Below are 25932 nucleotides of genomic sequence, written 5' to 3' on the forward strand. Positions count from 1 at the left end.
TTCATTTTTTTTCTCGCTTCTCACCATAAAACAAATAAATCTTCATTTGTGCGGGCCGTCGGTATTACTTTTAATTTATGAATAGACATCACTTCGCCAGTTAGTTCATCAATTCCGAACGCACCAACGTCAAGCTTTGCTAACGCGCGTTCTACATCTTTTAAATCGGCTTTAATCATTTCTATTACGTAACGTTCCTTTTCATCTATATAACCAGATTGTTCTGTAGCATATCTCAATAGGCGATCTTGTAATTCTTCTTTAATAAGAGCTAATTCCTGTCCAATGGAAAGATAATTTTCATACATGCAAACGCCTCCTGTGCTGATAAGATGAAGTATTAATGATGTTAGGTTTACCGAGTTTTCCATCGAATCTACAACACAAGTTTTTCCTAAGGCTTTAAATGCTTTATACCATTGTATTTGGGAATTTCGTACAGCAAAAAACACGCCCAAAAAGGACGTGTTTTGTTAATTACTGCTGAACGTAATGATTTTTCACAACATCCGCACAGCGTGTACATAAAGTCGGGTGATCTTGATCTTCGCCCACTGTTGGTGATACAACCCAGCAGCGCTCACACTTCTCACCTTCTGCTTTACTTACAACAATTGAAGCATAGCTGAATTTTTGTGCTTCAGCAGGTGCTTTACCTTCTGCTACTTCAAGATCTGAAACGATGAAGAGTTGACCTACATTTTCAGAAATAGAGGCTAACAGCTCTTTCGTATCTGCTGTTGGATACAGGGTTAATTTTGCTTCTAAAGACTTACCGATTACTTTTTCATTACGAGCTTGTTCTAACGCTTTTAATACTTCATCACGAAGCTCCATGAACGCATCCCATTTCTCTACTAATTGATCTGCTCCTTCAATTTCTTGAACCTCTGGCATATCAACTAGCTGCACGCTTTCTTCCGTTACATTTGGAATGTGAACCCATACTTCGTCTGCTGTATGAGAAAGAATTGGCGACACTAATTTCGTTAACGATAATAACGTTTCATAAAGGACCGTTTGAATGCTGCGACGCTCTACATTATTTTCTGCTTCGATGTACAATACATCTTTTGCAAAGTCTAAGTAGAATGAACTCATATCAATTGTACAGAAATTATGCACCGCGTGATAAATGCTTGAGAATTCATATGAATCATAAGATTTTTTCACTTTATCAATTAATTTGTTCAGCTTCACAAGCATGTAGCGGTCTACTTCACGAAGGTCTTCAACGGCTACAGCATCAGTTGTTGGATTAAAGTCCGCTAAGTTTCCTAGTAAGAAACGGAACGTGTTGCGGATTTTACGATATACTTCAGCTACTTGTTTTAAAATGTTATCAGATACACGAACATCGGCTTGGTAATCTACAGAAGCTACCCATAAACGTAAAATATCTGCACCTAGTTGTTTCATTACTTTTTCTGGAATTACAACATTTCCTAATGACTTACTCATTTTGCGACCTTCACCGTCTAAAGCAAATCCATGGCTAAGTACCCCTTTATAAGGTGCTTCACCCGTTACAGCTACACTTGTAGAAAGACTTGAATTAAACCAGCCGCGGTATTGGTCAGAACCTTCTAAATACAAATCAGCCGGACGCTGTAAGTCTTCACGCTCTTCAAGAACAGCTTGATGTGAAGAGCCAGAGTCAAACCATACGTCCATGATATCTGTTTCTTTTGTGAAGCGGCCATTTGGGCTTCCTTCATGAGTAAAGCCTTCTGGAAGCAAGTCTTTTGCTTCACGCTCAAACCATACGTTTGATCCATGCTCTCTAAATAAATTTGATACGTGTTCGATTGTTTCATCCGTAATGATTGGCTCATCATTTTCAGCATAAAATACCGGAATCGGAACGCCCCATGCACGTTGACGAGAAATACACCAGTCTCCGCGGTCACGCACCATGTTATAAAGTCGCGTTTCACCCCAAGTAGGCACCCATTTTGTTTTTTCTACTGCTTTTAATAAATCTTCACGGAAATCTTTAATAGACGCAAACCACTGTGCCGTTGCACGGAAAATTGTTGGTTTCTTTGTACGCCAGTCATGTGGGTATGAGTGGGTAATGAAACTTAATTTTAACAGCGCGCCTTCTTCTTCTAGTTTGTCTGTAATTGGCTTATTCGCTTTATCATAGAATAACCCTTCAAATCCTGGTGCTTCATTCGTCATATGACCCTTACTGTCGACTGGACAAAGAACTTCCAAACCGTATTTTTGACCAACGATAAAGTCGTCTTCCCCGTGTCCCGGTGCTGTATGAACACACCCAGTACCAGCATCCGTTGTTACGTGATCGCCAAGAACAACTAATGAATCACGCTTGTAGATTGGATGCTCAGCTACTACACGCTCAAGTTCTGAACCTTTTACCGTACGAAGCGTCTTATAGTCAGCCCATTCAATTTCTTTAGCAACTGTTTCAATCAGTTCAGTTGCCACTACATATTTTGCTCCATCTGCTTCAACTACGCTGTACTGAAGCTCAGGATTGACAGCAATCCCTTGGTTAGCTGGCATTGTCCATGGTGTTGTCGTCCAAATGATGAATTTTTCATCTTGTTCAAGCACACCTTTACCATCTTTTACGTTAAACGCTACGTAAATAGAAGCTGAACGCTTGTCATAGTATTCAATTTCCGCTTCTGCTAAAGCAGATTCACTTGAAGGGGACCAATACACAGGTTTTAACCCTTTATAGATGTAGCCTTTTTTCGCCATGTCACCAAACACTTTGATTTGCTGCGCTTCGTACTGCGGCTGAAGCGTTACATATGGATTATCCCAATCTCCGCGTACGCCTAAACGCTTGAACTGCTCACGCTGGCCGTTTACTTGTTCCCAAGCATACTGTTCGCAAAGCTTACGGAACTCAGCTACCGTCATTTCTTTGCGGTTTACTTTTTTATTTTTTGTTAAAGCTGTTTCAATTGGCAAACCGTGTGTATCCCAGCCTGGTACATAAGGTGCGCAGAAGCCTGACATCGACTTATAGCGAACGATAAAATCTTTTAGAATTTTATTTAATGCATGTCCCATGTGAATATCGCCATTCGCATATGGAGGTCCGTCATGCAGGACAAATAGCGGACGGCCTTCCGTACGTTTTTGTACTTTTTCATAAATATTCATTTCAGCCCACTGTTCTTGCATTTTAGGCTCGCGGTTCGGTAAATTTCCACGCATCGGAAATTCAGTTTTTGGCATCAATAATGTATCTTTATATTCCATGTTTTACCCTCCAAAAAAAGCGTAAATTTCATATCTTTTTGTACCATAATAAAAAGACCTCCTCATCCCAAAAAGGGACGAGAAGGCCTCCCGCGGTACCACCCTAGTAGATTTGCTGCACGCAAATCCTCTTTGCATTCGTAACGTGAATAAACCGCCACTGCTTACTATCATCAGTTCAGCAATGGTACTCTAGGGTGATTTTCACTTTTTTGTTTGTTATCGAGCTCGCACCATCCTCGATTCGCTTTGACAAACTAAAAAAGCTACTGTCCCTGTCTCCGTACTGTTTGATATGAAATTTCATCTGTTACCAAATTATATGACAACAAAACGTGAGAAGTCAAGATGATGTCTTGACTAGTCAATTTTTTCTTCTAGCGCTGGCATCTCATAATCCATCAACTGATCCCAGTCGTCGCTGTTTAACATTTCAAGCTGTGCTTCGATTAACATTTTGAAACGAGTTCTAAATACTTTAGACTGCTTTTTCGTCTCCTCAATGTCCATCGCAATTTTACGAGACTTAGACAGTGCTTCGTTAATAATACGGTCCGCATTTTTTTCTGCTTCTTTTATAATGAGCTTCGCTTCTTTTTCAGCGTTTCGCTTCACATCTTCCGCTGCTTCTTGAGCAATTAAAATTGATTTATTTAACGTTTCTTCGATGTTAGTAAAATGTCCAAGACGATCTGTTAATTCAGATACTCTTCCTTCTAACTCCTTTTTATCACGCATGACCAGCTCATAGTCTTTAATTACTTGGTCAAGAAACTCATTTACTTCATCTTCATCATATCCGCGAAACCCGCGATTAAACTCTTTGTTATGAATATCCAAAGGGGTTAAAGGCATCTAGGCCACCTCCGTGTTGTCTCATTACGTCATTAGTAATGGTTTATTCGACATATTTTTAAAATTTCCTGCTAGTAGATTTCTTTATTTCTGCTTTCCTACAACAATTCGCCATTTTTCTTTTTTAGTTTTGCCTTCAAGTGAAACGATACGACTTCTGCCGTGACCACGAAGCGACAAAATATCACCTTCATGACATTCAAAAGAAGGCTGTTCAATGACTTTAAAATTTATTTTTACCGCTCCATTTGCAATAAACGGCTGGACTTTTTGTCTTGATAAATTGTGAATAGTCGACAGCAAAACATCAAGCCTCATTGAAGAAACTGTATAAACGTGTTCAACCAGCTCTTCTTTTACCACATGCAGCTGCTCTCTTTGAATAGAAGAAAGTGAAACTTTGGCTTTTCCAATTGATGTTAAATTCATCTCAATATAAGAAGAGATTTCCTCTGCAGCTACAAGCTGAATATCGTCTCCGGCGACCAAAATATCTCCAAATTTTGAACGGCGCAGTCCTAAGGACATCGCTGAACCAAGAACTTGAGGATGTTCAATCGTCACAAACTTTTTAGGATAATTGAGCTCGTACATATGCAACTGAAAATCCTCGCTTTCAGGTACATAGTAATCCGGATATAGCAGCGCACGCTTGCGTTCAGCAAACGGTTGTCCACCATCAAATGAAACTTGAACCTCTCCTTCAGTACCGACAATAGCCGTCACAATCTGCTGCTCTCTTGGATCTAAAAAGTCCGTTAATTTTGGGCTGTATTGATGTAGGACATCTTCTTTCCACTGAAGAACCTGGTCAATAAATCCATGTTCTTCTTGCCTAAAATGTTCATAAATAGACATATTATTACTCCTACTATTGGTATGTAAAAAAGGAATCCAGCGATTCCTTTTTTAAATAAAACCCACCACATTATTAAGTGAATACACGCCTCTTTCCGCAAATCGCAATAAAAAGATTGCGACAAGAGGTGAAATATCAATCATGCCAATAGGTGGAATGATTTTACGAAAAGGCTCTAAGTAAGGTTCACAAATACTGCCAAGCAGCTGACCAAACTTAGACGCCCTTACATCGGGTACCCAAGACATCAAAATGTAAATAATCAGTGCCCATGAGTAAAGCCCAATCAATTTTCCAAGAATCCCAAAAACGATGTCCAAAAACTACCACCTCTTTACGTTTGTTGTATCATGTTCTCCCATCATATCTGAAATGCTTCCGCTTACGTCTACATTATCAGGTGTACATAAAAAGATGTCGGTTCCAATTTTTTGAATGTCCCCGCCTAAAGCATAAACTGTACCACTTAAAAAGTCGACAATTCTCACTGCTTGATCTCGTTGAATGCGCTGTAAATTCACAACTACGACTTTACGATTTTTTAAATGATCCGTAATTTCTTGTGCTTCGGCATAGACCCGAGGTTCGCAAAGCATCATTTTTGATGATTTTTGAACGCTTTGCAAGCTAATCACGTTTTGCTGCTGATTCGGCTGCTGACTAGCTTTCGCTGGTCTCGACTGCTGTACAGGCTCTTCTACCGACTCTTCTTGTTCGTAATGTTCTTCTACATATTCAGTATCGTCATCAAGAGCAAAAAAACTTCTAAAGCGATTTTTCATACTCATCTTGAATTACACCTCCTTAACGTTCATTCCCAACTAACGTGGTTCCTAGTCTAATGAAAGTTGCTCCTTCTTCAATTGCAATTGCATAATCGTTTGACATTCCCATTGATAGCTCTGTACACGGTGCATATGGCAAATTTAGTTCTTGTATGCGGTTCTGCAATTTTTTTAGACCTTGAAAACAACTGCGAAGCGTGGACTCATCATCTGTGTGAGGAGCCATTGTCATCAATCCGACTACTTGAATATTTGTAAATTCTTCAAGGGATTGAATAAATGGAATTACCTCTTCTACAGCAAGGCCATGCTTTGATTGTTCTTCGGCAACATTAACTTGTACAAAACATTTTATACGATGTCCTGCACGTTTATCAATTTCTTTTGCTAAAGATAATCGGTCTAGTGAATGAATATAGTCAACTTTATCAATCACATTTTTTACTTTTCTTGTTTGTAAGCTTCCGATAAAATGCCAGGTCGCTTTCTCACCGATTGATTCATACTTTTCTAGAAGACCTTCATCCCTGTTTTCTCCGAGATGTAAAATGCCTGCATCCACTGCTTCTGCTGCTCGTTTTGTGGAAACGTATTTTGTTACAGCAATCAGCTCTACAGCTTCTCGATTTCGATTAACTTTTTTACACGCTTCAGCAATTGTTTGTTGAACTGCTTCTAGATTTTCACTTACGCTAGCTGTCACTATGTAATTACTCCTCCTTAAAGCCTATGAAGTTAAACATGCGTCCTGTTTTCCCTTGGTCGCGGCGATGAGAGAAGAACAGGTCATCTTCACAGCTTGTACAATACGACGATGTTAAAATTCGTTCCGGCAATACGCCTGCGTTTTGAATCAGCAGCTTATTGACTTTTTTTAAATTAAGCGCGTATTGTCCAGGGCTTACTTCTTGATATCCATTTTGGCCAACTACTTCGTTTACTTGTGTAATGACGCGGTTATCGACAACATAACAGCAATCTTCAATCGAAGGGCCAATCGCCACGTAAATATCTTCAATCGGAACATTTTCTTGCTCTACCCAATGTCGAATCATATTTCCTGCAATATCTTTTACTGTTCCCTTCCACCCAGCATGAGCTAGACCAACTAAATGGTGATCAGGCGCATAGAAGTACAGCGGAACACAATCTGCATAACATAAAGCTAACAAAATATCAGATTCATTTGTATAAATGCCATCCGTTGCTTTTATGCCCTCTTCATACTTGTAGATTCCTTTTGCACAGTCGGCTTTTGTTACTTTTTGAACAGTTGCTTCATGTACTTGTTCAGCACATACAAAGCTTTCAAAAGACATGTCTAGTTCGGCTGCTAAAATTTTTCTATTTGTAATAACATCTTCTACGTTATCGTTTACGTGAAGCCCTAGGTTAAAAGAAGCAAATGGAGGTTTACTCACGCCACCATTTTTTGTGGTGAAACCAGCAACAAGCATATCATTCTTTTCTACCCAAGGGCTCAGCCACATAAACGACTCGTGATGGCTTTTTTTTAATGGCTCAGGATTCATGTATGTGACACATCCCTTGTTTCATTTGTTCTCACATATTGTACCACAGATTGCTAGGTGCTGTTGACAAAAAACTAATTCTCTTCAGGCTGAAATGCGTCTTTATAACGTACTAAAATGACATCAGAGCCAATTTTCACAATATTTTTCCACGGAATCACAATTTCATCATCTTTTCCAAAGAAGCCCAATACACGAGAGCCTCCGATAATGACGGCCTGTATTTTTCCCGTTGTTAAGTCAATATCAATATCCCCTACATTTCCAAGTTTTTTGCCATCAGCTACATTCACTACATCTTTCAGCTGAAATTCTGAAATCTTTAACATGCTCTCTCCTCCTATAGCAAACTTTATTCCTTAGCCTATATATATTTTCAAATTTTCATTTCATGAAGGAAAAGCTTATTTTTTCTCTGCCACTCTCTTTCTATAGGCATTTTGTTCACTAATTACACATGAGACATTCTCAACGAGTAGCTAGAAATCCTCACAGCAATAGGAAATCTGATAGGAATATCTTTTGGTCATGTATTATACATTGATACATACAAAATAAGCACCGTGTCTGTTTTTATAGACACGATGCTTATTAAGTTGAACATCAAATAAAGTGAATGGTATTAATTGTATGAACGCGAGCAGCTGCCAATTTAGATAGCTTTTGTTAACTTTGAATATTTTTATTCATCTGTTTAATAGCAGCTTTTTCTAAACGAGAAACCTGCGCTTGAGAAATACCAATTTCTTCAGCCACTTCCATCTGTGTTTTACCTTGAAAGAAGCGCTTTCGTAAAATTAGTTTTTCTCGCTCGTTCAATCTTCTCATACCTTCTTGCAAAGCAATTTCTTCAATCCAAGTTGAATCACGGTTGCGTTCATCGCTTAGCTGATCCATGACATAGATTGGATCTCCACCATCATTGTAGATAGGTTCAAATAGAGAAACCGGATCTTGGATAGCATCTAAAGCAAACACAATTTCTTCATGCGGCACTTCTAGGACTTTTGAAATTTCCTCAGCTGTAGGTTCCTTGGATGTTTCACTCATAAGCCTTTCACGAACTTGAAGAGCTTTATAAGCAATATCACGAAGGGAACGAGAAACACGGATTGGATTATTGTCACGTAAATAGCGGCGAATTTCCCCTATAATCATTGGGACAGCATATGTAGAAAACTTCACGTTTTGACTTAAATCAAAATTGTCAATGGATTTCATTAATCCAATACACCCAACCTGAAATAAGTCATCAACAAATTCTCCACGATTGTTAAAACGTTGGATCACGCTGAGTACGAGACGTAAATTTCCGCTTACTAGCTTTTCTCTTGCTGTTCCATCTCCAGCCTGCATTTGTTTAAACAACTTTCGCATTTCTTCATTTTTTAATACGGGAAGTTTCGAAGTATCTACTCCACAAATTTCTACTTTATTTCTTGTCAACTCTTTCCCTCCTAACAGGAGATGATGTTCTGAATTCAGTATCTCCTCAGAAGGAAAAAATATGCACTTTTACAATTCTGACAATTCCCCACTAAAAAAGCTGATTGTATAAGATGCTTCTCAGCCCTTATACAATCAGCTTTTTTACTTAAACCATTTTATTAAATTCTTTTCGAAGCCGTTTAATAATTCGTTTTTCAAGCCTTGAAATATAAGACTGAGAAATGCCTAGCATATCAGCTACATCTTTTTGCGTTTTTTCTTCTCCGCCGGCTAGCCCAAAGCGCAGCTCCATAATTTGCTTTTCACGATCATTTAATTGGTGCAGTGCTTTCAACAAAAGTTTTCGATCTACATTCGCTTCTAGGTCTTTGGTGATGATATCTTCTTCGGTTCCCATCACGTCAGATAATAGCAGTTCGTTTCCATCCCAATCAATATTTAACGGCTCATCAAATGAAACTTCAGATCGAATTTTATTGTTGCGGCGCAAATACATTAAAATTTCATTTTCAATACAGCGAGAGGCGTACGTCGCTAGCTTAATTTTCTTTTCAGGATTAAACGTGTTTACTGCTTTAATTAAACCGATGGTGCCGATGCTAATTAAATCCTCGATATTGATTCCCGTATTTTCAAACTTGCGGGCAATATAAACAACAAGTCGCAAATTACGCTCAATCAACAGCGAACGTGCTGCTTCATCTCCTGATGGAAGTTTTTTCAAGAGCACTTCTTCTTCATCTTTTGTTAAAGGTGGTGGAAGAGCTTCACTTCCTCCTATATAGTACACTTCATCTGTTTTTAGCTTAAGTTTAATTAATAATTTGTACCACCATAATTGAAATCGAATTCGATATGTAGCCATTCTGTATCCTCCTTTATTTGTTCACACCTTTTACGATGCGGAACTTACTTCTCCAATAACAATAAGCTTCGGATGAACAATACACTCATATTGCTTCTCCACTGAAAGCGTTGTATGACTAATACCTACTAATACTTTAGTGACTTCAATCGTGTTGGACTGATGCACCAGCCTTACCATATCTGGCTTTAGAGCAAGCAGCAGCTGATTGGCTTGGCCCACGCTTCGATAAGGGACAAAGCGGACTTTTGAATACCACTCTTGATCAATATCTTCGCTGTGTGAAAAAGATTGGACATTTTTGCTTAATTCCATTAAGCCTTCAGGCAATATTTCTTTTAAAGAATCTGCTGTAACAATCATAACTGGGGTTTTCGTCAGCGGATCTACAAGCTGGTTTCCACTATCAATAAGTCCTTTCATCGACAGCGTCTGTTCGTTTAAAATAACTTCTACATCTACCAGCTGATCAAATGTAATGTTTTTCATTCGCAAATCATCAACTCGTGCTTTTGAAAAATAAGATAATAGCGGAAAACCGATAAGAACAAATATCCAGCTAATAGGATCACCAAACTGTGGAGATTTCGTATCAACCATTTGATTAAGAACAAGAAACTGATCTTGAAATAAAAAGTGAACGCCCATTAACCCTCCACCAACAACAAAGGTTGTAAAATAAAACGTTAATAAATTCTCAAAGAAAAAGCGCAGTCGTTTATAACCAAACGTCATCAATACCATAAAAAAAGAGAATAAAATTTTAATAGCAGGGTGAACCATGAGATGAGAAAAAGGCGTAAACATAAGAAGGACAATTAATGAACCGATAAAGCCGCCAAGCAAAAGCCGCCACCACTTGTAATTCCGTTTAAGTACAACTGCACATAACATTAGTAAAATCGTATCTAACCCAAAATTCAGCATCCATATTAAATCTAAATAGATTGGCAATGTTTATAACCTCTCCATTCTTTCTGAATTTTTCTGTTAAAAATTAGTATATAGTACATCCTATTAGAAAGTCTGTCAGTTCATGCCGAGAAACAAGCAGTATTTTTGAGGAAATCATTCGATATTTGTCACACCACTTTTAGAAAGAAAACACAAACCCTTTGAAGGCATCATATTGACCATGTCGAATGTTTTTTATATTCTTTTTGAGTTTTCTAGATTCATTGCATAAAAAAAGACCTCTGTATAAAACAGAGGTCTTGGCTTTTTATTTTCTTAGCGTCTACGATTACGGTTTCGTAAGAATGTTGGAATATCTAGCGCATCTTCAGACTGTGGCTGAGATGGACGCGTATATTCTTGCTGTACAGGTTCTTCACGCTTTACTTCACGCTTCGGCTGTGGAGCCGGTTGCTGTGTCGATTGCTGCATGCGATTCGCTGATAACGAAGGACGACCTGGTTTTGGCTGTGATAAATCTTGGTCACTAAAGCCAGTTGCAATAACTGTAACAACAATCTCGTCTTTTAGGTTTTCGTTAATAACAGATCCAAAGATCATGTTCACTTCTTGGTCAGAAGCCGAAGCAACGATATCTGCAGCTTCTTGTACTTCGTAAAGACTTAGGTTTGTACCGCCTGTGATGTTCATTAATACACCTTGAGCTCCATCGATAGATGTTTCAAGAAGTGGACTTGAAATAGCTTTTTTAGCCGCTTCAGCAGCGCGGTTTTCACCAGTCGCAATACCGATACCCATAAGGGCAGATCCTTTGTTAGACATAATTGTTTTCACGTCAGCGAAGTCTAAGTTAATTAATCCAGGAACTGCGATTAAATCTGAAATACCTTGCACACCTTGTCGCAATACGTTATCCGCTTCACGGAACGCTTCTAGCATTGGCGTGTTTTTATCAACGATTTCTAATAAGCGATCATTCGGGATAACAATCAGCGTATCCACTGCTTCTTTCATTGACGCAATGCCGCCTGCTGCTTGAGTAGAACGCTTACGGCCTTCAAACGTAAACGGACGAGTAACAACACCTACCGTTAATGCTCCTAGCTCGCGAGCAATTTGGGCAATGACTGGAGCTGCACCAGTTCCAGTTCCTCCACCCATACCAGCTGTTACGAAAACCATGTCTGCACCTTTTAGGGCTTCTTGGATTTGTTCCTTACTTTCTTCAGCTGCTTTTTTACCAACTTCTGGATTAGCACCTGCACCTAATCCTCTTGTTAATTTAGCGCCGATTTGCATTTTCGTTTCAGCTTTTGATAAATTTAATGCTTGTGCATCTGTATTAACTGCAATAAATTCTACACCTTGGACGCCATGTTCAATCATTCGGTTAACCGCGTTGTTACCGCCGCCTCCGACACCGATTACTTTAATCGTCGCTAATTGGTCTACACTTGTATCAAACTCCAACATGATAGTTCCTCCTAATTCTTCGAAATTACCAATCCGTAACGTTAATCAAAGAAGTATCCAAAAAACTTCTTCATTAAATTTTGGTCATTTTTCTTTTTCGGCTGCTCAGCTGATTGTTGCGGCTGCTGTGGTTTCGGGCTAGGTTTGATCATTTCTTGCTCAATCGGCTCTTCTTCCACAACTGGCGCTCCAATTTCTCGGCCTTGTATTTTAGCATTTTTGTATGCAAATTTTATTAATCCTACGCCTGTTGTATAATGCGGCTCACGTACTCCAATATAATCAGGCACTGCTATGCGCACGTTATTCTTTAAAATTACTTGAGCTAGCTCAAGAATACCAGGCATCGCTACTACTCCGCCTGTTAAAACAAATCCTCCTGGAATATCTTTATATCCTAGGCGATTTACCTCCTGCGTAATCATATCTAAAATCTCTTCTAATCTAGCTTCAATAATATCAGAGATTTCGAGCTGATTAAACTGCTGATGCTGATCGCTTCCAATGATCGGTACACTAAATACTTCTTCCTCAGAAGCATGATCGTAGAAAGCATGTCCATGCTTTATCTTAATATTTTCCGCATCTTCAGTCGATGTGCGAAGGCCAATCGATAAATCCTTGGTAATGTGCTCTCCGCCAACAGCTAGTACATTTGTTACTTTCAAATGTCCTTGGTCAAAGATCGCAACCGTTGTTGAACCTCCACCGATATCTACCAGTGCGACACCTAAGTTTTTTTCATCACGAGATAATGCAATTGAACCAGCGGCTAGAGGCTGTAAACAAATATCACTGATTTCTAAACCAGCTCTTTCTACACAGCGTAATAAGTTATGTAAAACCGTTCTAGATCCTGTTATGATTGTACCTTCCATTTCTAAACGTACCCCAATCATACCTCTAGGATCGTTAATACCTTCTAAGCCATCTACAATAAATTGCTTTGGAATAACATCAATGATTTCACGATCTGGCGGGATAGACATGACTTGAGCAGCATCAATTACTCGATGAATATCTTCGTTTGTAATTTCACGATTCTCGCTTGACACGGCTACTACTCCGTGACAATCTTGTAAAAATACATGATTTCCGCTTATGCCCACTACAACCTTTTTAATTGTAATGCCTACCATTCGTTCAGCTTGTTCTACTGCTTTTCTAATAGATTGAACTGTTGCATCTATATCAACGATAGAACCTTTTTTTAGTCCGTGTGATTTAACATTCCCTACACCAATGATATTCAATGAATCGTTACTCATCTCTCCGATGATTACTTTCACACTGGATGTACCGATGTCTAAACTAACGTATATTTCATTGCTGTTCATTCTTTGGCACCTCCTTTTTCTTTCTGCACATGTCATCTTAATAAATTAAGAAGAACAACAATATTAATTTTTTATTATATGAAAATATTCAACAAATACATCTGTTTCCCTTTTGTAAAATCAATTTTTTTCAAGTTTTTCACAGACTTTATCTCTTTCAAAGAACAAAACGTTCTGGTTTTGACTTTTTTTTAGATTTAAGCCTAAAATTCACTGAAAAAAGCTATTTAACTACAAGTCTACACTAAGATGTACACTGAGAAAAGCGAAACTTATCTAGAACAAATATTACATTTCCATTTCACAGCAACGGAGAAGAAAATCATATGTATGCAGAATACTTGCATGTGATTATACAATGTACAAGGGCTAGTTTGCCAGTCTCAACTCATCTATTTCCTTTAATTAACACTTATAAAAAATAATTACTGCTTGCTCTTTTTATAAGGTTTAAATGCATATCCTTCTTCTAAATCAATAATACCTTTTTGATCATCACTCAATTTACTTGCAATAGCTGGGTAATGAACAATTTTATCAGAGAAGTTGCTAATTTTCCCGCTTACTTCACGCGTATCATTCATAAACACCTCGATGTGAAGAGGTTCTGATTTTGTCGGCGCGTAGTAAATCTCAGAAATAGCCCCTTTTATGCTCTTAGGCGTTTTAGCTAATTCTTGAACCATGCTTTGTATAGCGTCTCCGTCTTTCCAGTCAATTAGCAGCGGAGCGTCGGATGACACTTTCTTAGCACTTACTTCTTTTAAAACTTTTCCATTTTCATTCACAGGGAAATATTTATTCCCTGAGGTTACATATGCAATTCTTGCATACTCTTTTACGTCGATTACGACCTTATTAGGAAATGTTTTGTGAATGACAGCTTCCTTTACCTCAGGGTTTTTCTCGACTTTCCCCTGAATTTGATCAGCATCAGCTTTCCAGTAGCTGGTTTTTTTGGACAGACCACTCGCTTTGACAATATCCTTATCACTTACATGTTTATTCCCTTGTACTTCAATGTTAGAAACATTGCTCAGAGAAGATTGAGAATACACAATAAATAAAATAAGGATGAAAAAGAGTGATAAATACAAAATAAGCCGTCTATTTGCTTTTTGCTTTCGCTGTTCTTGCAGCTTCGGTACCCGATCTTCTAAAACAATTAACTTACCTTTTTCCATTTTTTTCACCCTTATCCATTTGAGAAAATAAACGAAGAATTACCATCTATTTATTTCCAATCTTTGCTTCATGAGAATATCCCCATTATAGCATAGAATAAACACATAAAAGCTACCTTTTCACGCATAACCATACAGCGACGGGCTGAGTAATTAGCGGCCGATAATCTCAACTTCTGTATGAATATCAATATCGAATTTCTCTTTAATTGTTTTCTTAACATGAGCAATTAAATTCAGCACGTCTGAAGCCGTTGCATCTCCTGTATTGACAATGAAGTTCGCATGCTGCTCACTAATTTGCGCACCGCCTACTGAAAAACCTTTTAAGTTGGACTTTTCGATTAAGTCTCCTGCATAATTTGGAAGCGGATTTCTAAAAATACTTCCCGCACAAGGAAAATTCCAAGGCTGTGTTTCGCGGCGATAGTCTTTATTTTTCTGCATGACCGCCACAATATCATCTTTCGTTCCCTTTTTCAAACGCAGCACGGCTTCTACACATACTCCGGGACGGTCTTTTTGTAGAATTGAATGACGATAAGAAAATTGAAGCTCTTCATTTGTCAGCCACTCAAGAGTGCCATCTTCAAATAAAATCAGCGCTTTTTCGACTACATGAGACATATCAGAACCATGGGCACCTGCATTCATATAAACAGCGCCTCCCACAGATCCAGGAATTCCACTTGAAAACTCCAATCCAGACAGACCTTGTTTTGTAATAACTGTTGCAAGCTTGATGCTAGGGTATCCCCCACCTACAGTAACCGTCTCTCCATCTACTGTTAAATCATCTAATCCGGCTCCGAGCTTAATGACCACACCTTCAATTCCCTTATCAGAAACAAGAAGATTAGATCCTCGACCAATCGCTCTCCATTTCACGCCATGTTTTTTAATAATATCCATTGTAACTTTTAAGTGATCAACAGAATCAGGTTCTACAAGCACATCTGCTGGACCACCAATTTTCATTGTTGTATGTTTTGCTAGCGGTTCATTTTCACGAACCTTTCCAATATTCGCTTCGACTAACTCTTTTACTAACGCTTCCATAAGAACCTCCTAAAACCCTCTTTGCTGTTATAAAACTTTCATGTCAATGCGCCCTTACTTCTAATGCATAAGAATAATAAGAACAGATTCATAACTAAGCAGCAGCACCTTGTAAGATACGTTTTTTCTACAATGGCACTCTATTCTGTTGTCAATTTCATCATTTTTATTTATCGTATGACATTCACCCATAGAATGTACGTTCATCTGCTATATAAAGTAATTTTGATTGTTTTTTTATCGTTTTTCATTTAGAAGTTAAACACATGCTGACAGTCATAAAAAACGCTACGCTCATAAGTGCACATACGTTCACCTAATCACTAAAATAAAATATTTAACCTTACACATCATACCATAGTTGGACTCAAAATTGGTTATCACAACATTACATTTTAAAAACATTTCATACAAAAATATCATCTACCTGTAAAAAATCGAAAATAAACCGCCAACAAAATCCGGTGTGCACTTGGATTTAAGATGACGGTTTACTTCAGTAGACCATTGCCTACTTGACATTATACAATTTTTTTTAATTAATAGCGAGAATATCTACTAACATTTAACAAAACTCCAACTGCTGCCAGCATGAGCGTCAGCGATGATCCGCCGTAACTTAAAAATGGAAGCGTAATTCCCGTAACAGGCATAAGACCTGTTACCACGCCTATATTAATCATGACTTGAATCGCAACCATTGAAATAATTCCTAAGGCTAAAAACGTTCCGTAAAGATCAGGTGCTCCGAGCGCTACTTTAATTCCTCTCCAAAGCAATAAGCTAAACAAAAGCAGAACAAGTGTTCCGCCGATGAAACCGAGCTCTTCTGCCAGAATAGCAAAAATAAAATCAGTTTGAGGCTCCGGCAAATAAAAGAACTTTTGTCTACTTTGCCCTAACCCTAATCCAAGCAATCCCCCCGGCCCAATTGCATAAAGAGATTGAATGATTTGAAACCCGCTTCCAAGCGGATCTTCCCAAGGATTTAAAAATGAGGTGATGCGTTTAATCCGATAAGGAGCCGATAAAACAAGCCCTACAAAACCGGCAACGCCAAGCAACCCAAGACCTGCAAAGTGACTTACTTTTGCTCCTGAAACAAAAATCATGACTAAACAAGTTCCAACAAGCACCGTTCCTGTTCCTAAATCCGGCTGCATCATAATAATGCCAAACGGTAAGAAAACCAGTAATAATGCCGGTAACATTCCTTTTCTAAAGGATGTAATTTTCTTCTGATTTTCTGATAAATATTTCGCTAAAAATATAATCATAGCAAACTTCATAAATTCTGAAGGCTGAATCGAAAACGCTCCAACACCTATCCAACTTTGCGACCCATTCCGTACTAGCCCTACTCCCGGAATCAATACAAGTACCAGCATAACAAAGCAAATGATTACAATTGGCTTTGCCCACGTACGCCACATCCAATAATCAATATTCATGATGACAAACATCGCGCATACTCCAAGCCCTGCAAATAAGAGCTGGCGTTTAGCAAAGAAAAAAGAATCATTAAACTTGTATGTAGCCCATACCGCACTTGCGCTGTATACCATGATAAGGCCGATGGTTAGCAAGGAAAGCGTAACGATTATGAGAAAAAAATCTGGGGTAGACCTTTTTGTCGACACTGTCACACACCTCTAAAAATAGATTAGGGCTAGTGTATTTTCTAGGTGTTTAGACAAGCCCTTATTTCAGTTTATGCACAGATTCAATAAAGATGTCACCACGTTCTTCAAAAGTTTTAAATTGATCCCAGCTTGCACAAGCAGGAGATAATAAAATAACATCTTCTTCATCTGAACAAGCATATGCTTCTGAAACTGCTTGTTTAACATTATCGACACGTTTTACAATTTGTATTCCCGCTTCTTTTGCTACGCGTTCAATTTTAGGAGCCGTTTCACCAAACGTAATAACAGCTTTCACATTTTTAAACTCTTCTTTTAAATCATCAAACTCATTGCCGCGATCGAGTCCACCTGCAAGTAGAATCGTCGGCTGCGAAAAAGCGGAAAGAGCTACTTTTGTAGCAAGCATATTCGTAGCTTTAGAGTCATTATAAAACTTACGTTTGTTGATTGTCGTGACATATTGAACGCGGTGTTTAACACCAGCAAACGTTGTGAGCACGCGGTAGATAGCTTCATTTGAACAGCCGTACAGCTTCACAACGGATACAGCTGCTAAAATGTTTTCTTGATTATGTCTGCCTGGCAGCACTACATCTTTTAAGGACATCACTTCTTCATCTTTAAAGAAAATGGTTTCGTTTTTAATATACGCTCCTTCTGTCGTTTGAGCTGTAACAGAAAAAGGTACTTTTGTCGCTTTAACACCTGCACTAGCTTTCATCACTAGCTCATCATCCGCATTAATAACGGCAAAGTCTTCATTTGTTTGATTGTTAAAGAGATTTGCTTTCGCTTTGATATATTCCTCTTTTGTACCATGATAGTCTAAGTGAGCATCAAACAAATTCAATAATAAAGAGATTTTCGGACGGAATTTTTCAATTCCCATCAGCTGAAAAGAAGAAAGCTCCGTTACAATTACATTGTCCTTTGTTGCTTTTTGCGCCACTTCACAAGCTACTGTTCCAATATTTCCAGCAATCAACGGCTGCTTTTGATCTTCTTCTAACATTTTATAAATTAGCGTTGTTGTTGTTGTCTTCCCATTGCTTCCCGTAATTCCGATAAAAGGAGCTTCACTAATTTCATAAGCCAATTCTACCTCTGTTAAAATCGGAATATTTCGCTTTAATGCTTCTTGCAATAGAACATTTGAATACGGAATCCCAGGGTTTTTTACAATAACATCCGCTTTGTCTAAAAGCTCAAGCGGATGATGTCCACAGACAACTTCAATGCCCGTTTTTTCTAATTCCTGTGCTGCTACGTTCTCTTCGTACGGTTTTTGATCATTAACGACTACTTTAGCACCAAGCTGTTTAACTAACTGAGCGGCTGCTAAACCGCTCTTGGCTAATCCTAAAATAAGTACTTGTTTACCTTGATACGTATTGACTGATTTCATTTAAATCCACACCTCGATATAAATTCCAAGCATTGCAAATAATAGTCCTACAGCCCAAAAAGTCATAACTACGCGCCATTCCGACCAGCCGCTTAGCTCGTAATGGTGATGAAGCGGGCTCATTTTAAACACACGTTTTCCTGTTGTTTTGAAAGATGCGACTTGAATAATAACAGATAGTGTTTCAATAACAAACACACCACCGATAATAACAAGCAAGAATTCCATTTTCATTAAGACAGCCACCGTAGCGATAGCTCCTCCTAGCGCTAAAGAACCCGTATCTCCCATAAATACTTTTGCAGGATGGGCATTAAAAACTAAAAATCCTAACACAGCTCCTACTACAGCAACTGAGAAAATAGATAGTTCAAACTGTTCTGCATTCCAGGCAAGAACTGCAAATGCACCAAAAGCAATCGCACTTGTACCAGATACAAGTCCGTCTAATCCATCCGTTAAGTTAACCGCGTTTGAAAAACCAACAAGCCAGATGATGAGGAAAACAACATAAAACCAACCTAAATCGATTGGGTCTTTAATTCCTGGAATCGTCACTTCAGTTGAAAACTCAAACTGTCTTGCAATAAAGTAAAAAATAATTGAAATGACAACCTGACCTAAAAACTTTTGTTTAGATGTTAATCCAAGGTTACGCTTTAACACTACTTTTATAAAATCATCTAAAAATCCTAATAAACCAAATCCGATTGTGACAAATAATAATAGAAACGTCTTATATGTAAGTTCTGCATACTGATTGACCATAATAAGAGTTGCCACAATAATAGATAATAAAATCATGATACCGCCCATTGTAGGTGTACCTGATTTTTTCTGGTGAGATTTCGGGCCTTCATCACGAATACTTTGACCAAACTTTAATCTTCTTAAGAAGGGAATAAAAATCGGCGACAATACAACCGTAATCAAAAAGGCTACGCCGATTGTCAATAAAATTGATTGTTCTAGCACGATGCCCCCTCCTTAACTTCCAACTCATTCCGACTCATTTTGTTCTCTACCCATTTCATTACTACTTTCGCTCCTCAATCATTTTGCGTGCTACTTCTCGATCGTCAAAATCGAATACTTTTTTACCAATAATTTGATAGGTCTCGTGCCCTTTTCCAGCAATGACAATAACATCATCTGCATGCGCTGCTTCCACTGCATAGCGAATAGCTTCTGCACGATCAGCAATCGTCACATAGTTATCTGTATCCAAACCCTCTTCCATATCTTTTAAAATAGCCAATGGATCTTCACTTCGTGGATTATCCGATGTCAAAATAGCTTGTGTACTGTATTCAGCTGCAATCCGAGCCATGATTGGTCGTTTTGTACGATCTCGATCTCCGCCACAACCAACAATAACATATATATTGCGTTTTGCGAATTCTTTTACAGTTTTTAACACGTTCTCTAAGCTGTCCGGCGTGTGGGCATAATCAACGATAACCGTAAAATCTTGCTCCGCATCAACCACTTCAAAACGCCCAGACACGCCTTCTAACACTTTTATTTCCTCGACAATAACTGACAGAGGAATACCTGACACTAAACATGAAGCCGTAGCCGCTAATACGTTGTAGACGCTGAATTTCCCAATAAGCTTCATTTCTACACGAACCGTTTCTGTCGGCGTTGTCAAGTCGAACGTTGTGCCGCTGTTTGTAATTTGAATATTTGTTGCACGAATATCACTGTCACGGTCAATGCCATAGGTAATCACTGTAGCAGCCGTGTTTTTAATATATTCCTCGGTTGCCGCATCATCAGCATTAAGAACAGCGAATTTAGGACGATTATGGTTATAAGCGTTTCCTAACTGTGCAAATAGCAACCCTTTCGCACGACGATAATCTTCCATTGTATGATGATAGTCCAGGTGATCTTGCGTTAAGTTACTAAATACTGCCACGTCAAAGTCGCACCCGTGTACGCGTCCTAAGTCAAGTGCATGAGATGATACTTCCATCATCGCTACTTCTACATTTTCTTCCACCATTTGGTGAAATGTTTTTTGGAGCGTAAGCGATTCAGGCGTTGTGTTTTTCACATCATAAGACGTATCACCAATACGAATTTCAATCGTTCCAATTAGACCCGTCTTTTTATGTTGTGATTTAAAGATATGCTCAATTAAATGTGTAATCGTTGTTTTTCCATTTGTGCCTGTTACACCAATTAAATGCATTTTTTGTGTGGGCTGATTGTAGAAAGCATCCGCTAGCACTGCCATTGCTCGTTTTGTACTCTTTACGCGTACAACAGGTACTTCTACATCCACAGGCTTTTCTGCTAAGATTGCTACTGCCCCTTTTTCCACAGCCATCTGTGCAAAGCTATGTCCATCAACTGTATAGCCGTCTATACAAATGAACAATGCTCCGGGCTTAACTTCTCTTGAATCCATTTCAATTGACGTAATATCAATATTCTGTTCAGGAAGCTGAACAAAATCATGTAAATGTGTTAGTAGTTCTCGTAAATCCATTCCTACCATGTCCTCTCTATTTGTAAAGTGAAACGTTTGTTATAAGACGCTATGGCAACCATTCTTCTTTTTCTAGCACCTAACCTATTACATTTTACAGAAAAAGAAGCCCGGAGGGAACACCCCCAAGGCTTATTTGTTGATTTCATGTTCACACGCAGAGTAACCTGCTGATTATCATGCAAGGAAGAATAGTGGTTTATAGAGATTTTTATTTTCCCATATAAATTCTAACCGTTTCGCCTTCTTTAACTTTCGTTCCGGCTTCAGGAGACTGCTTGACCACTTTATCTCCTTCGCCACTCACATCTAATTTTAAATTAAGTAGCTGTTCTTGTAACTCTTTTTTTGACATTCCTACGACATTTGGTACTTTTATCATTGGTGTGTCCAGCCACGTTAACTCTTTTTCAATTTGTCCTTTACGCGGTTTAACGTCCATCACACGCAAACTGTCTTCAATCATTTTACCTACAATCGGAGCTGCTACAACTCCACCAAACTGAATGGTGCCTTTTGGATTATCAACCGCAACATACACGACAATTTCAGGGTTATCTGCTGGTGCAACACCGATAAAAGAAACGATGTGATTATTTTTTAAATACTTTCCATTTTGAGCTTTCTGCGCAGTACCCGTCTTTCCTCCAACGCGGTACCCTTCCACAAAAGCTCCTTTTCCGCTTCCTTGTGCTACTACACTTTCAAGAGCAAAACGCACTTGCTTAGACGTTTCCTCGGAAATAACTTTTCGCTTAGCAACCGGCTTATGACTGCTTACAACTTTTCCGGTAGTTGGATCTACCCACTCTTTTGCAATATAAGGTTCATAAAGCGTTCCACCGTTTACGGCTGCTGAAACAGCAGCTACTTGTTGAATAGGCGTAACAGCAACCCCTTGCCCAAAAGCTGTTGTAGCTTGTTCAACCGGCCCTACGCGATCAAGCGGGAACAAAATTCCTTTTGCTTCCCCTTGTAAATCAATACCTGTTTTTTGACCAAAGCCAAATTCTTTAATGTATTTGAACAATTTATCTTTTCCCAAACGTTCCCCAAGCTCCACAAAACCAGGGTTACATGAGTTCTGTACAACTTCTAAAAAAGACTGCTGTCCATGTCCCCCTTTTTTCCAGCAGCGAAGTCTCGCTCCTCCAACTTCCGCGGCTCCATCATCGTAAAATTGATCTTTTAGTAAATCCACTTTCTTTTCTTCAAGAGCAGCTGCCAGTGTAATAATCTTAAACGTTGATCCGGGCTCATATACGCTCCAGATTGGAAGGTTGCGATTATACACTTCAGGCTTCACATTTTTAAAATCCGTAGGATCAAATCCCGGACGACTTGACATACCTAAAATTTCACCGTTTTTAGGATTCATCGCAATGGCAATCATACCATCTGGGTTATAAGCTGTCTGAGCATTATCCAACTCACGCTCCATGATCGTTTGCACGCGTGAATCAATGGTCAATCTCAAATCCAACCCGTCCACAGGTGCTGTGTAGTCATCAGCTATATTGGGCATCTTTTTACCTTTAGCATCAGAATACAATTTAACTGAACCTTTTTGTCCTTTTAGCTCTTTATCATAATATAATTCAAGGCCTGTTAACCCTTGATTATCTACTCCCGCAAAGCCTAATACATGCGACAAATAACTTCCAAACGGATAGTACCGCTTAGAATCTTCAGCTATATATACGCCTTTTAAATTTAAATTCCGCACTTCATTTGCTTTCGTATGTGAAATTTTTTCTTCCCTCAGGACGCAAATATACGCTAGAAGAAGCTTTTGTTATTTGTTCATATACTTTTTCTTTTGATGCTCCTAGCACTTTTGCTAACTTTTCAGCCGTAACAGCTGGATTTTCAACTTGTCTTGGCATAACTAAAACGGTCGGTGCACTTTTATTTGTAGCAAGTGCCACATCATTGCGATCTAGTATCTTTCCTCTTTCTGGTTCAAAAGGAATATTTCGACTCCATAAGTCTTTGGCTTTTTCAGTTAGCGTATCCCCAGTCAGCAACTGTACATACCCAAGCCTTGTATCAATAATCAAAAACACAATAAAACCGACAAACAAAACAATGGCTAGCCTTTTACGAACTGTGACTCCTGATACCCGCATATATTAGAACCTCCTCTGAATCGGCTCGTTCCAATATATGCTTGTACAGGATTCACTAGAACTTATTTTCTAGTCAAGTTGCTTATCGTCTTTTTTGCTATTAGACTCACTTTTTTCCGTTTCTTTTAACTTATTTAACGTGCTTGAAAACTCTTTAGGCGTTTCAAGCTCCACTTTCAGGTACGTTCCTGCTTTTAGCGGATCTCCTGCTTTAATACTTTGACTTACAACATAACCATTTTCAAGTGCGCTAGGTCGAACGTTGACAAATTCACTAAAGCGAATAACGTCACGATGTGAAAAACCTGTTAAATCAGGCATTGTCGCTTGTCCGTTTGTCTTAATGTACACGCGCTGACCAGTAATAATTGTATCGGAAGTCGGTGATTGGCTTTCTACCGTATCTCCTTTACCTATTACAACAGGAACAAGTCCTTTTTGTTTTAAATCTTTTACGGTACTATCAACTGATTCATTAACGTAAGATTTAAGCGTAATTTCTGAATCCACTTTCTTTTCTTCCGTTTCTTTCCCGTCTTCATCCTTCTTAGTAGGCTCTACCCCCAAATACTGTAAACTATTCTTCATAACCGGATTAAATACGGCAACAAGGGGTTCACTTCCTCCCTCTTGAGGCTTGAGAGTCGGGTTTTTAACAGCTACATAGACAAGCAGCTTTGGATCTTTTGCAGGTGCAAAGCCCATAAAAGAAATAAAGTTTTTTCCGTGTCCATGCAGGTAACCTCCGTTTGGAGCGGGAATTTGAGCTGTACCGGTTTTTCCAGCAACATCATACCCTTCAATCGCGTATGGTTTTCCTGTTCCATTTTCTGAAGAAACAACGGTTTCTAAAATATTTAGCGTCTCGTTCGCTGCTTTTTTAGAAATTGGTTGTCCTACCACGGTAGGTTTTGTTTTTTTAATCGTTTTTTTATTTGTTTCATCGACTACTTGTTTAATCACGTAAGGCTTCATCATCTTGCCGTCATTTGCAATGGCAGTAGCGGCTTGAATTTCTTGGATAGGCGTAAAAGCAGACGCCTGTCCAAACGCAGTCGTGACTCGGTCTCTCGGGTACTTTGTGACTAGTTTGCTAGAAGCCTCGTTTGGCAAGTCAATTCCCGTTTTATCCATAAAACCAAACTTGTCCAAATATTTATACAAACGGTCGGTGCCCAATTTTTCATTGGCTAAAATGGCAACTGCTACATTTGAAGATCTTTGAATTCCTTCATTAAATGTAATAGCCCCCCAGCCGACCCCACCGTTGTGATCGTTAATTGGAACGCCGTTTTTCGTTACTTTATAAGACCCGGACTGATAGCGGTCTTCCCCGTTATAAACTCCTGCATCGATAGCCGCTGCTAGCGTAAAGATTTTCATCGTTGAACCAAGCTCATAGCTGTTTTCAACAAACGGATTACGATAAGAAGTAATATCACGAATATTTGGATCAAAGGAAGGGCGGTTTGACATCGCCAAAATTTCACCAGTTTTTGGATTCACTACCGTTGCCATCAGCTCTTCTGGTTTATACTCTTTAGCTGCTGTTGTCATCGCATCCTCTAAAAACGTTTGAATTTTTTCATCAATCGTAAGCGTGACGCTGTCTCCATTTTTAGGGGCTACGATTGATTCTTTTGGATCCGGAAGCTTAATTCCGTTTTTAGCAGCTTCATATTTTACATATCCATCTTCTTCAGAAAGCTGCTTATCAAATACTTTTTCAATTCCCATTTTCCCTACGATTTTACCCGTATCATCTTTTTGTGCGTATCCTAAAATACTTGAGGCAAATACACCGTTTGGATAGAAACGCTTTGAGTCACGTAAAAATGTGATGCCTGGGAGGTTCAGTTTTTCAATTTTTTGCTTTAGCACATTGTCAATGTCACGGCCTCCGGGACCAAGTTCGACTTGGAATGCTTTCCTTTTAATTCCTCTCGTTAACATGCTTTCAATTTTTGATTCGTCCATCTTCAATAGCGGCGCTAGCTTTTCAGCTGTCTTTTCAGGGTCTACCACGTGCTGTGGATGTTTTTTATCTTCTGACTGCGACTCCTTCAAAATCGCCACAACCGTATAAGCGCCCGTATCTTGGGCGATTGCTTCTCCATTTCGATCGTAAATCGTACCGCGCTGTCCTTCAATCTTGGACGTTCGCGTATGCTGTTTTTGTGCAATTTCGGCTAAAACTTCTCCATTTGCTTTACCCGTCGCTTGGATGTAAAAGAACCTTATGGCTAATACAAAAAAGAGCAATGCAAATATTAAAATTAATATTGCTGCTCCAGTACTAATATTGCTATTTTTTCTTGGCGTAGTCATCGCAATTAATCGTTAACGACTTTTACGTTATTTTCATTCAATTTTAGTCCAAGTTCTTTTGCTTTTGTCCAAATACGATCGTATGCACTTAACTCTGTTACCTGTAGTTTTAACTCATTGTTTTTTGCTTCTTGCTTGTCAATCTTTCCATCGAGTGATTGCACTTCTTCACTGATGCTATAAAGCGAAGATTGATTTGAAATGATTTGCACAGACCCAAACAGCATGAGTGCGACAAATCCAGAATACACAATTTTTTCACCAACCGTGATTTTTCTTTTTGTCTTCCGAACAACTTGACGTACCGTCTTTTGCTGCTTCTGCTGCTGATCTTGCTCTCTTACTTTGTATGCTACATTGTTCATTCT

Annotated in this window: 22 protein-coding genes, 1 pseudogene and 1 other annotated feature; all 23 genes and pseudogenes read right to left on the bottom strand. The window is 38.8% G+C overall.

The window, feature by feature from the left end:
- Positions 1-20: 20 nt before the first annotated feature.
- Entirely contained in the window at positions 21-308 is a 288-nt protein-coding gene (locus tag Q5794_RS21780) for a conjugal transfer protein TraR (RefSeq protein ID WP_214984394.1), read from the bottom strand.
- A gap of 169 nt (positions 309-477) precedes the next feature.
- Positions 478-3243, bottom strand: a complete 2766-nt coding sequence (gene ileS, locus Q5794_RS21785; protein ID WP_374988423.1) for an isoleucine--tRNA ligase — start codon at positions 3241-3243, stop codon at positions 478-480.
- Positions 3244-3313: 70 nt separating this feature from the next.
- Positions 3314-3534, bottom strand: a binding site (T-box leader).
- 69 nt (positions 3535-3603) lie between these two features.
- Positions 3604-4098 carry a DivIVA domain-containing protein gene (locus tag Q5794_RS21790; RefSeq protein WP_013058945.1) on the bottom strand — a complete coding sequence of 165 codons (495 nt, stop codon included), beginning with the start codon at positions 4096-4098 and terminating at the stop codon, positions 3604-3606.
- Positions 4099-4182: 84 nt separating this feature from the next.
- The gene (locus Q5794_RS21795; protein WP_214984393.1) at positions 4183-4956 is read right to left on the bottom strand and encodes an RNA-binding protein; all 774 of its coding nucleotides are present in this window, start codon (positions 4954-4956) and stop codon (positions 4183-4185) included.
- 51 nt (positions 4957-5007) lie between these two features.
- Positions 5008-5277, bottom strand: coding sequence for a YggT family protein (locus Q5794_RS21800; protein ID WP_013058947.1), 270 nt, complete (start codon positions 5275-5277; stop codon positions 5008-5010).
- 3 nt (positions 5278-5280) lie between these two features.
- Positions 5281-5745: a cell division protein SepF gene (locus Q5794_RS21805; protein WP_045290211.1), complete on the bottom strand. Its 465-nt coding sequence runs from the start codon at positions 5743-5745 to the stop codon at positions 5281-5283.
- A 16-nt stretch (positions 5746-5761) separates the two neighbouring features.
- Positions 5762-6445 (bottom strand): YggS family pyridoxal phosphate-dependent enzyme, encoded by a 684-nt coding sequence (locus Q5794_RS21810; RefSeq protein ID WP_374988424.1) that lies wholly within the window; start codon positions 6443-6445, stop codon positions 5762-5764.
- Between the two features lie 7 nt (positions 6446-6452).
- A complete protein-coding gene (gene pgeF / locus Q5794_RS21815) occupies positions 6453-7274 on the bottom strand; it encodes a peptidoglycan editing factor PgeF (RefSeq protein WP_374988425.1) in 822 nt (273 codons plus the stop codon).
- Between the two features lie 74 nt (positions 7275-7348).
- On the bottom strand, positions 7349-7603 hold the full coding sequence (locus Q5794_RS21820; protein WP_013058951.1) for a YlmC/YmxH family sporulation protein: 255 nt from the start codon (positions 7601-7603) through the stop codon (positions 7349-7351).
- A 337-nt stretch (positions 7604-7940) separates the two neighbouring features.
- Positions 7941-8720 carry an RNA polymerase sporulation sigma factor SigG gene (sigG, locus tag Q5794_RS21825; RefSeq protein WP_013058952.1) on the bottom strand — a complete coding sequence of 260 codons (780 nt, stop codon included), beginning with the start codon at positions 8718-8720 and terminating at the stop codon, positions 7941-7943.
- Positions 8721-8868: 148 nt separating this feature from the next.
- Entirely contained in the window at positions 8869-9588 is a 720-nt protein-coding gene (sigE, locus tag Q5794_RS21830; RefSeq protein WP_013058953.1) for an RNA polymerase sporulation sigma factor SigE, read from the bottom strand.
- 30 nt (positions 9589-9618) lie between these two features.
- Positions 9619-10542, bottom strand: coding sequence for a sigma-E processing peptidase SpoIIGA (gene spoIIGA / locus Q5794_RS21835; RefSeq protein WP_098249241.1), 924 nt, complete (start codon positions 10540-10542; stop codon positions 9619-9621).
- Positions 10543-10818: 276 nt separating this feature from the next.
- Positions 10819-11976, bottom strand: a complete 1158-nt coding sequence (ftsZ, locus tag Q5794_RS21840) for a cell division protein FtsZ (protein WP_013058955.1) — start codon at positions 11974-11976, stop codon at positions 10819-10821.
- Positions 11977-12017: 41 nt separating this feature from the next.
- The gene (gene ftsA / locus Q5794_RS21845) at positions 12018-13313 is read right to left on the bottom strand and encodes a cell division protein FtsA (RefSeq protein ID WP_013058956.1); all 1296 of its coding nucleotides are present in this window, start codon (positions 13311-13313) and stop codon (positions 12018-12020) included.
- Between the two features lie 425 nt (positions 13314-13738).
- Positions 13739-14497 (bottom strand): cell division protein FtsQ/DivIB, encoded by a 759-nt coding sequence (locus Q5794_RS21850; protein WP_192996206.1) that lies wholly within the window; start codon positions 14495-14497, stop codon positions 13739-13741.
- 153 nt (positions 14498-14650) lie between these two features.
- Positions 14651-15556 (bottom strand): UDP-N-acetylmuramate dehydrogenase, encoded by a 906-nt coding sequence (gene murB / locus Q5794_RS21855; RefSeq protein ID WP_013058958.1) that lies wholly within the window; start codon positions 15554-15556, stop codon positions 14651-14653.
- A 539-nt stretch (positions 15557-16095) separates the two neighbouring features.
- Positions 16096-17196, bottom strand: a complete 1101-nt coding sequence (gene spoVE / locus Q5794_RS21860; RefSeq protein ID WP_013058959.1) for a stage V sporulation protein E — start codon at positions 17194-17196, stop codon at positions 16096-16098.
- 61 nt (positions 17197-17257) lie between these two features.
- Positions 17258-18607 (bottom strand): UDP-N-acetylmuramoyl-L-alanine--D-glutamate ligase, encoded by a 1350-nt coding sequence (murD, locus tag Q5794_RS21865; protein ID WP_192996203.1) that lies wholly within the window; start codon positions 18605-18607, stop codon positions 17258-17260.
- Positions 18608-19582, bottom strand: a complete 975-nt coding sequence (gene mraY / locus Q5794_RS21870) for a phospho-N-acetylmuramoyl-pentapeptide-transferase (protein ID WP_013058961.1) — start codon at positions 19580-19582, stop codon at positions 18608-18610. It lies immediately after the preceding gene.
- Positions 19583-19643: 61 nt separating this feature from the next.
- Positions 19644-21107 carry a UDP-N-acetylmuramoyl-L-alanyl-D-glutamate--2,6-diaminopimelate ligase gene (locus Q5794_RS21875; RefSeq protein WP_192996201.1) on the bottom strand — a complete coding sequence of 488 codons (1464 nt, stop codon included), beginning with the start codon at positions 21105-21107 and terminating at the stop codon, positions 19644-19646.
- Positions 21108-21318: 211 nt separating this feature from the next.
- Positions 21319-23236: pseudogene (locus Q5794_RS21880) on the bottom strand (stage V sporulation protein D).
- A gap of 69 nt (positions 23237-23305) precedes the next feature.
- On the bottom strand, positions 23306-25564 hold the full coding sequence (locus Q5794_RS21885) for a penicillin-binding protein (protein WP_214984387.1): 2259 nt from the start codon (positions 25562-25564) through the stop codon (positions 23306-23308).
- A gap of 5 nt (positions 25565-25569) precedes the next feature.
- The gene (gene ftsL / locus Q5794_RS21890) at positions 25570-25929 is read right to left on the bottom strand and encodes a cell division protein FtsL (RefSeq protein ID WP_013058965.1); all 360 of its coding nucleotides are present in this window, start codon (positions 25927-25929) and stop codon (positions 25570-25572) included.
- Positions 25930-25932 lie beyond the last annotated feature (3 nt).

It is taken from the genome of Priestia megaterium (assembly GCF_041941685.1).
Classification (GTDB): Bacteria; Bacillota; Bacilli; order Bacillales; family Bacillaceae_H; genus Priestia; species Priestia megaterium_C.

What these genes read in the sequence shown, in the direction of transcription:
- Q5794_RS21780 (WP_214984394.1), bottom strand. Translation starts at nt 308, where the DNA reads ATGTATGAAAATTATCTTTCCATTGGACAGGAATTAGCTCTTATTAAA.
- ileS (WP_374988423.1), bottom strand. Translation starts at nt 3,243, where the DNA reads ATGGAATATAAAGATACATTATTGATGCCAAAAACTGAATTTCCGATG.
- Q5794_RS21790 (WP_013058945.1), bottom strand. Translation starts at nt 4,098, where the DNA reads ATGCCTTTAACCCCTTTGGATATTCATAACAAAGAGTTTAATCGCGGG.
- Q5794_RS21795 (WP_214984393.1), bottom strand. Translation starts at nt 4,956, where the DNA reads ATGTCTATTTATGAACATTTTAGGCAAGAAGAACATGGATTTATTGAC.
- Q5794_RS21805 (WP_045290211.1), bottom strand. Translation starts at nt 5,745, where the DNA reads ATGAGTATGAAAAATCGCTTTAGAAGTTTTTTTGCTCTTGATGACGAT.
- pgeF (WP_374988425.1), bottom strand. Translation starts at nt 7,274, where the DNA reads ATGAATCCTGAGCCATTAAAAAAAAGCCATCACGAGTCGTTTATGTGG.
- Q5794_RS21820 (WP_013058951.1), bottom strand. Translation starts at nt 7,603, where the DNA reads ATGTTAAAGATTTCAGAATTTCAGCTGAAAGATGTAGTGAATGTAGCT.
- sigE (WP_013058953.1), bottom strand. Translation starts at nt 9,588, where the DNA reads ATGGCTACATATCGAATTCGATTTCAATTATGGTGGTACAAATTATTA.
- ftsZ (WP_013058955.1), bottom strand. Translation starts at nt 11,976, where the DNA reads ATGTTGGAGTTTGATACAAGTGTAGACCAATTAGCGACGATTAAAGTA.
- ftsA (WP_013058956.1), bottom strand. Translation starts at nt 13,313, where the DNA reads ATGAACAGCAATGAAATATACGTTAGTTTAGACATCGGTACATCCAGT.
- Q5794_RS21850 (WP_192996206.1), bottom strand. Translation starts at nt 14,497, where the DNA reads ATGGAAAAAGGTAAGTTAATTGTTTTAGAAGATCGGGTACCGAAGCTG.
- murB (WP_013058958.1), bottom strand. Translation starts at nt 15,556, where the DNA reads ATGGAAGCGTTAGTAAAAGAGTTAGTCGAAGCGAATATTGGAAAGGTT.
- murD (WP_192996203.1), bottom strand. Translation starts at nt 18,607, where the DNA reads ATGAAATCAGTCAATACGTATCAAGGTAAACAAGTACTTATTTTAGGA.
- Q5794_RS21875 (WP_192996201.1), bottom strand. Translation starts at nt 21,107, where the DNA reads ATGGATTTACGAGAACTACTAACACATTTACATGATTTTGTTCAGCTT.
- Q5794_RS21885 (WP_214984387.1), bottom strand. Translation starts at nt 25,564, where the DNA reads ATGACTACGCCAAGAAAAAATAGCAATATTAGTACTGGAGCAGCAATA.
- ftsL (WP_013058965.1), bottom strand. Translation starts at nt 25,929, where the DNA reads ATGAACAATGTAGCATACAAAGTAAGAGAGCAAGATCAGCAGCAGAAG.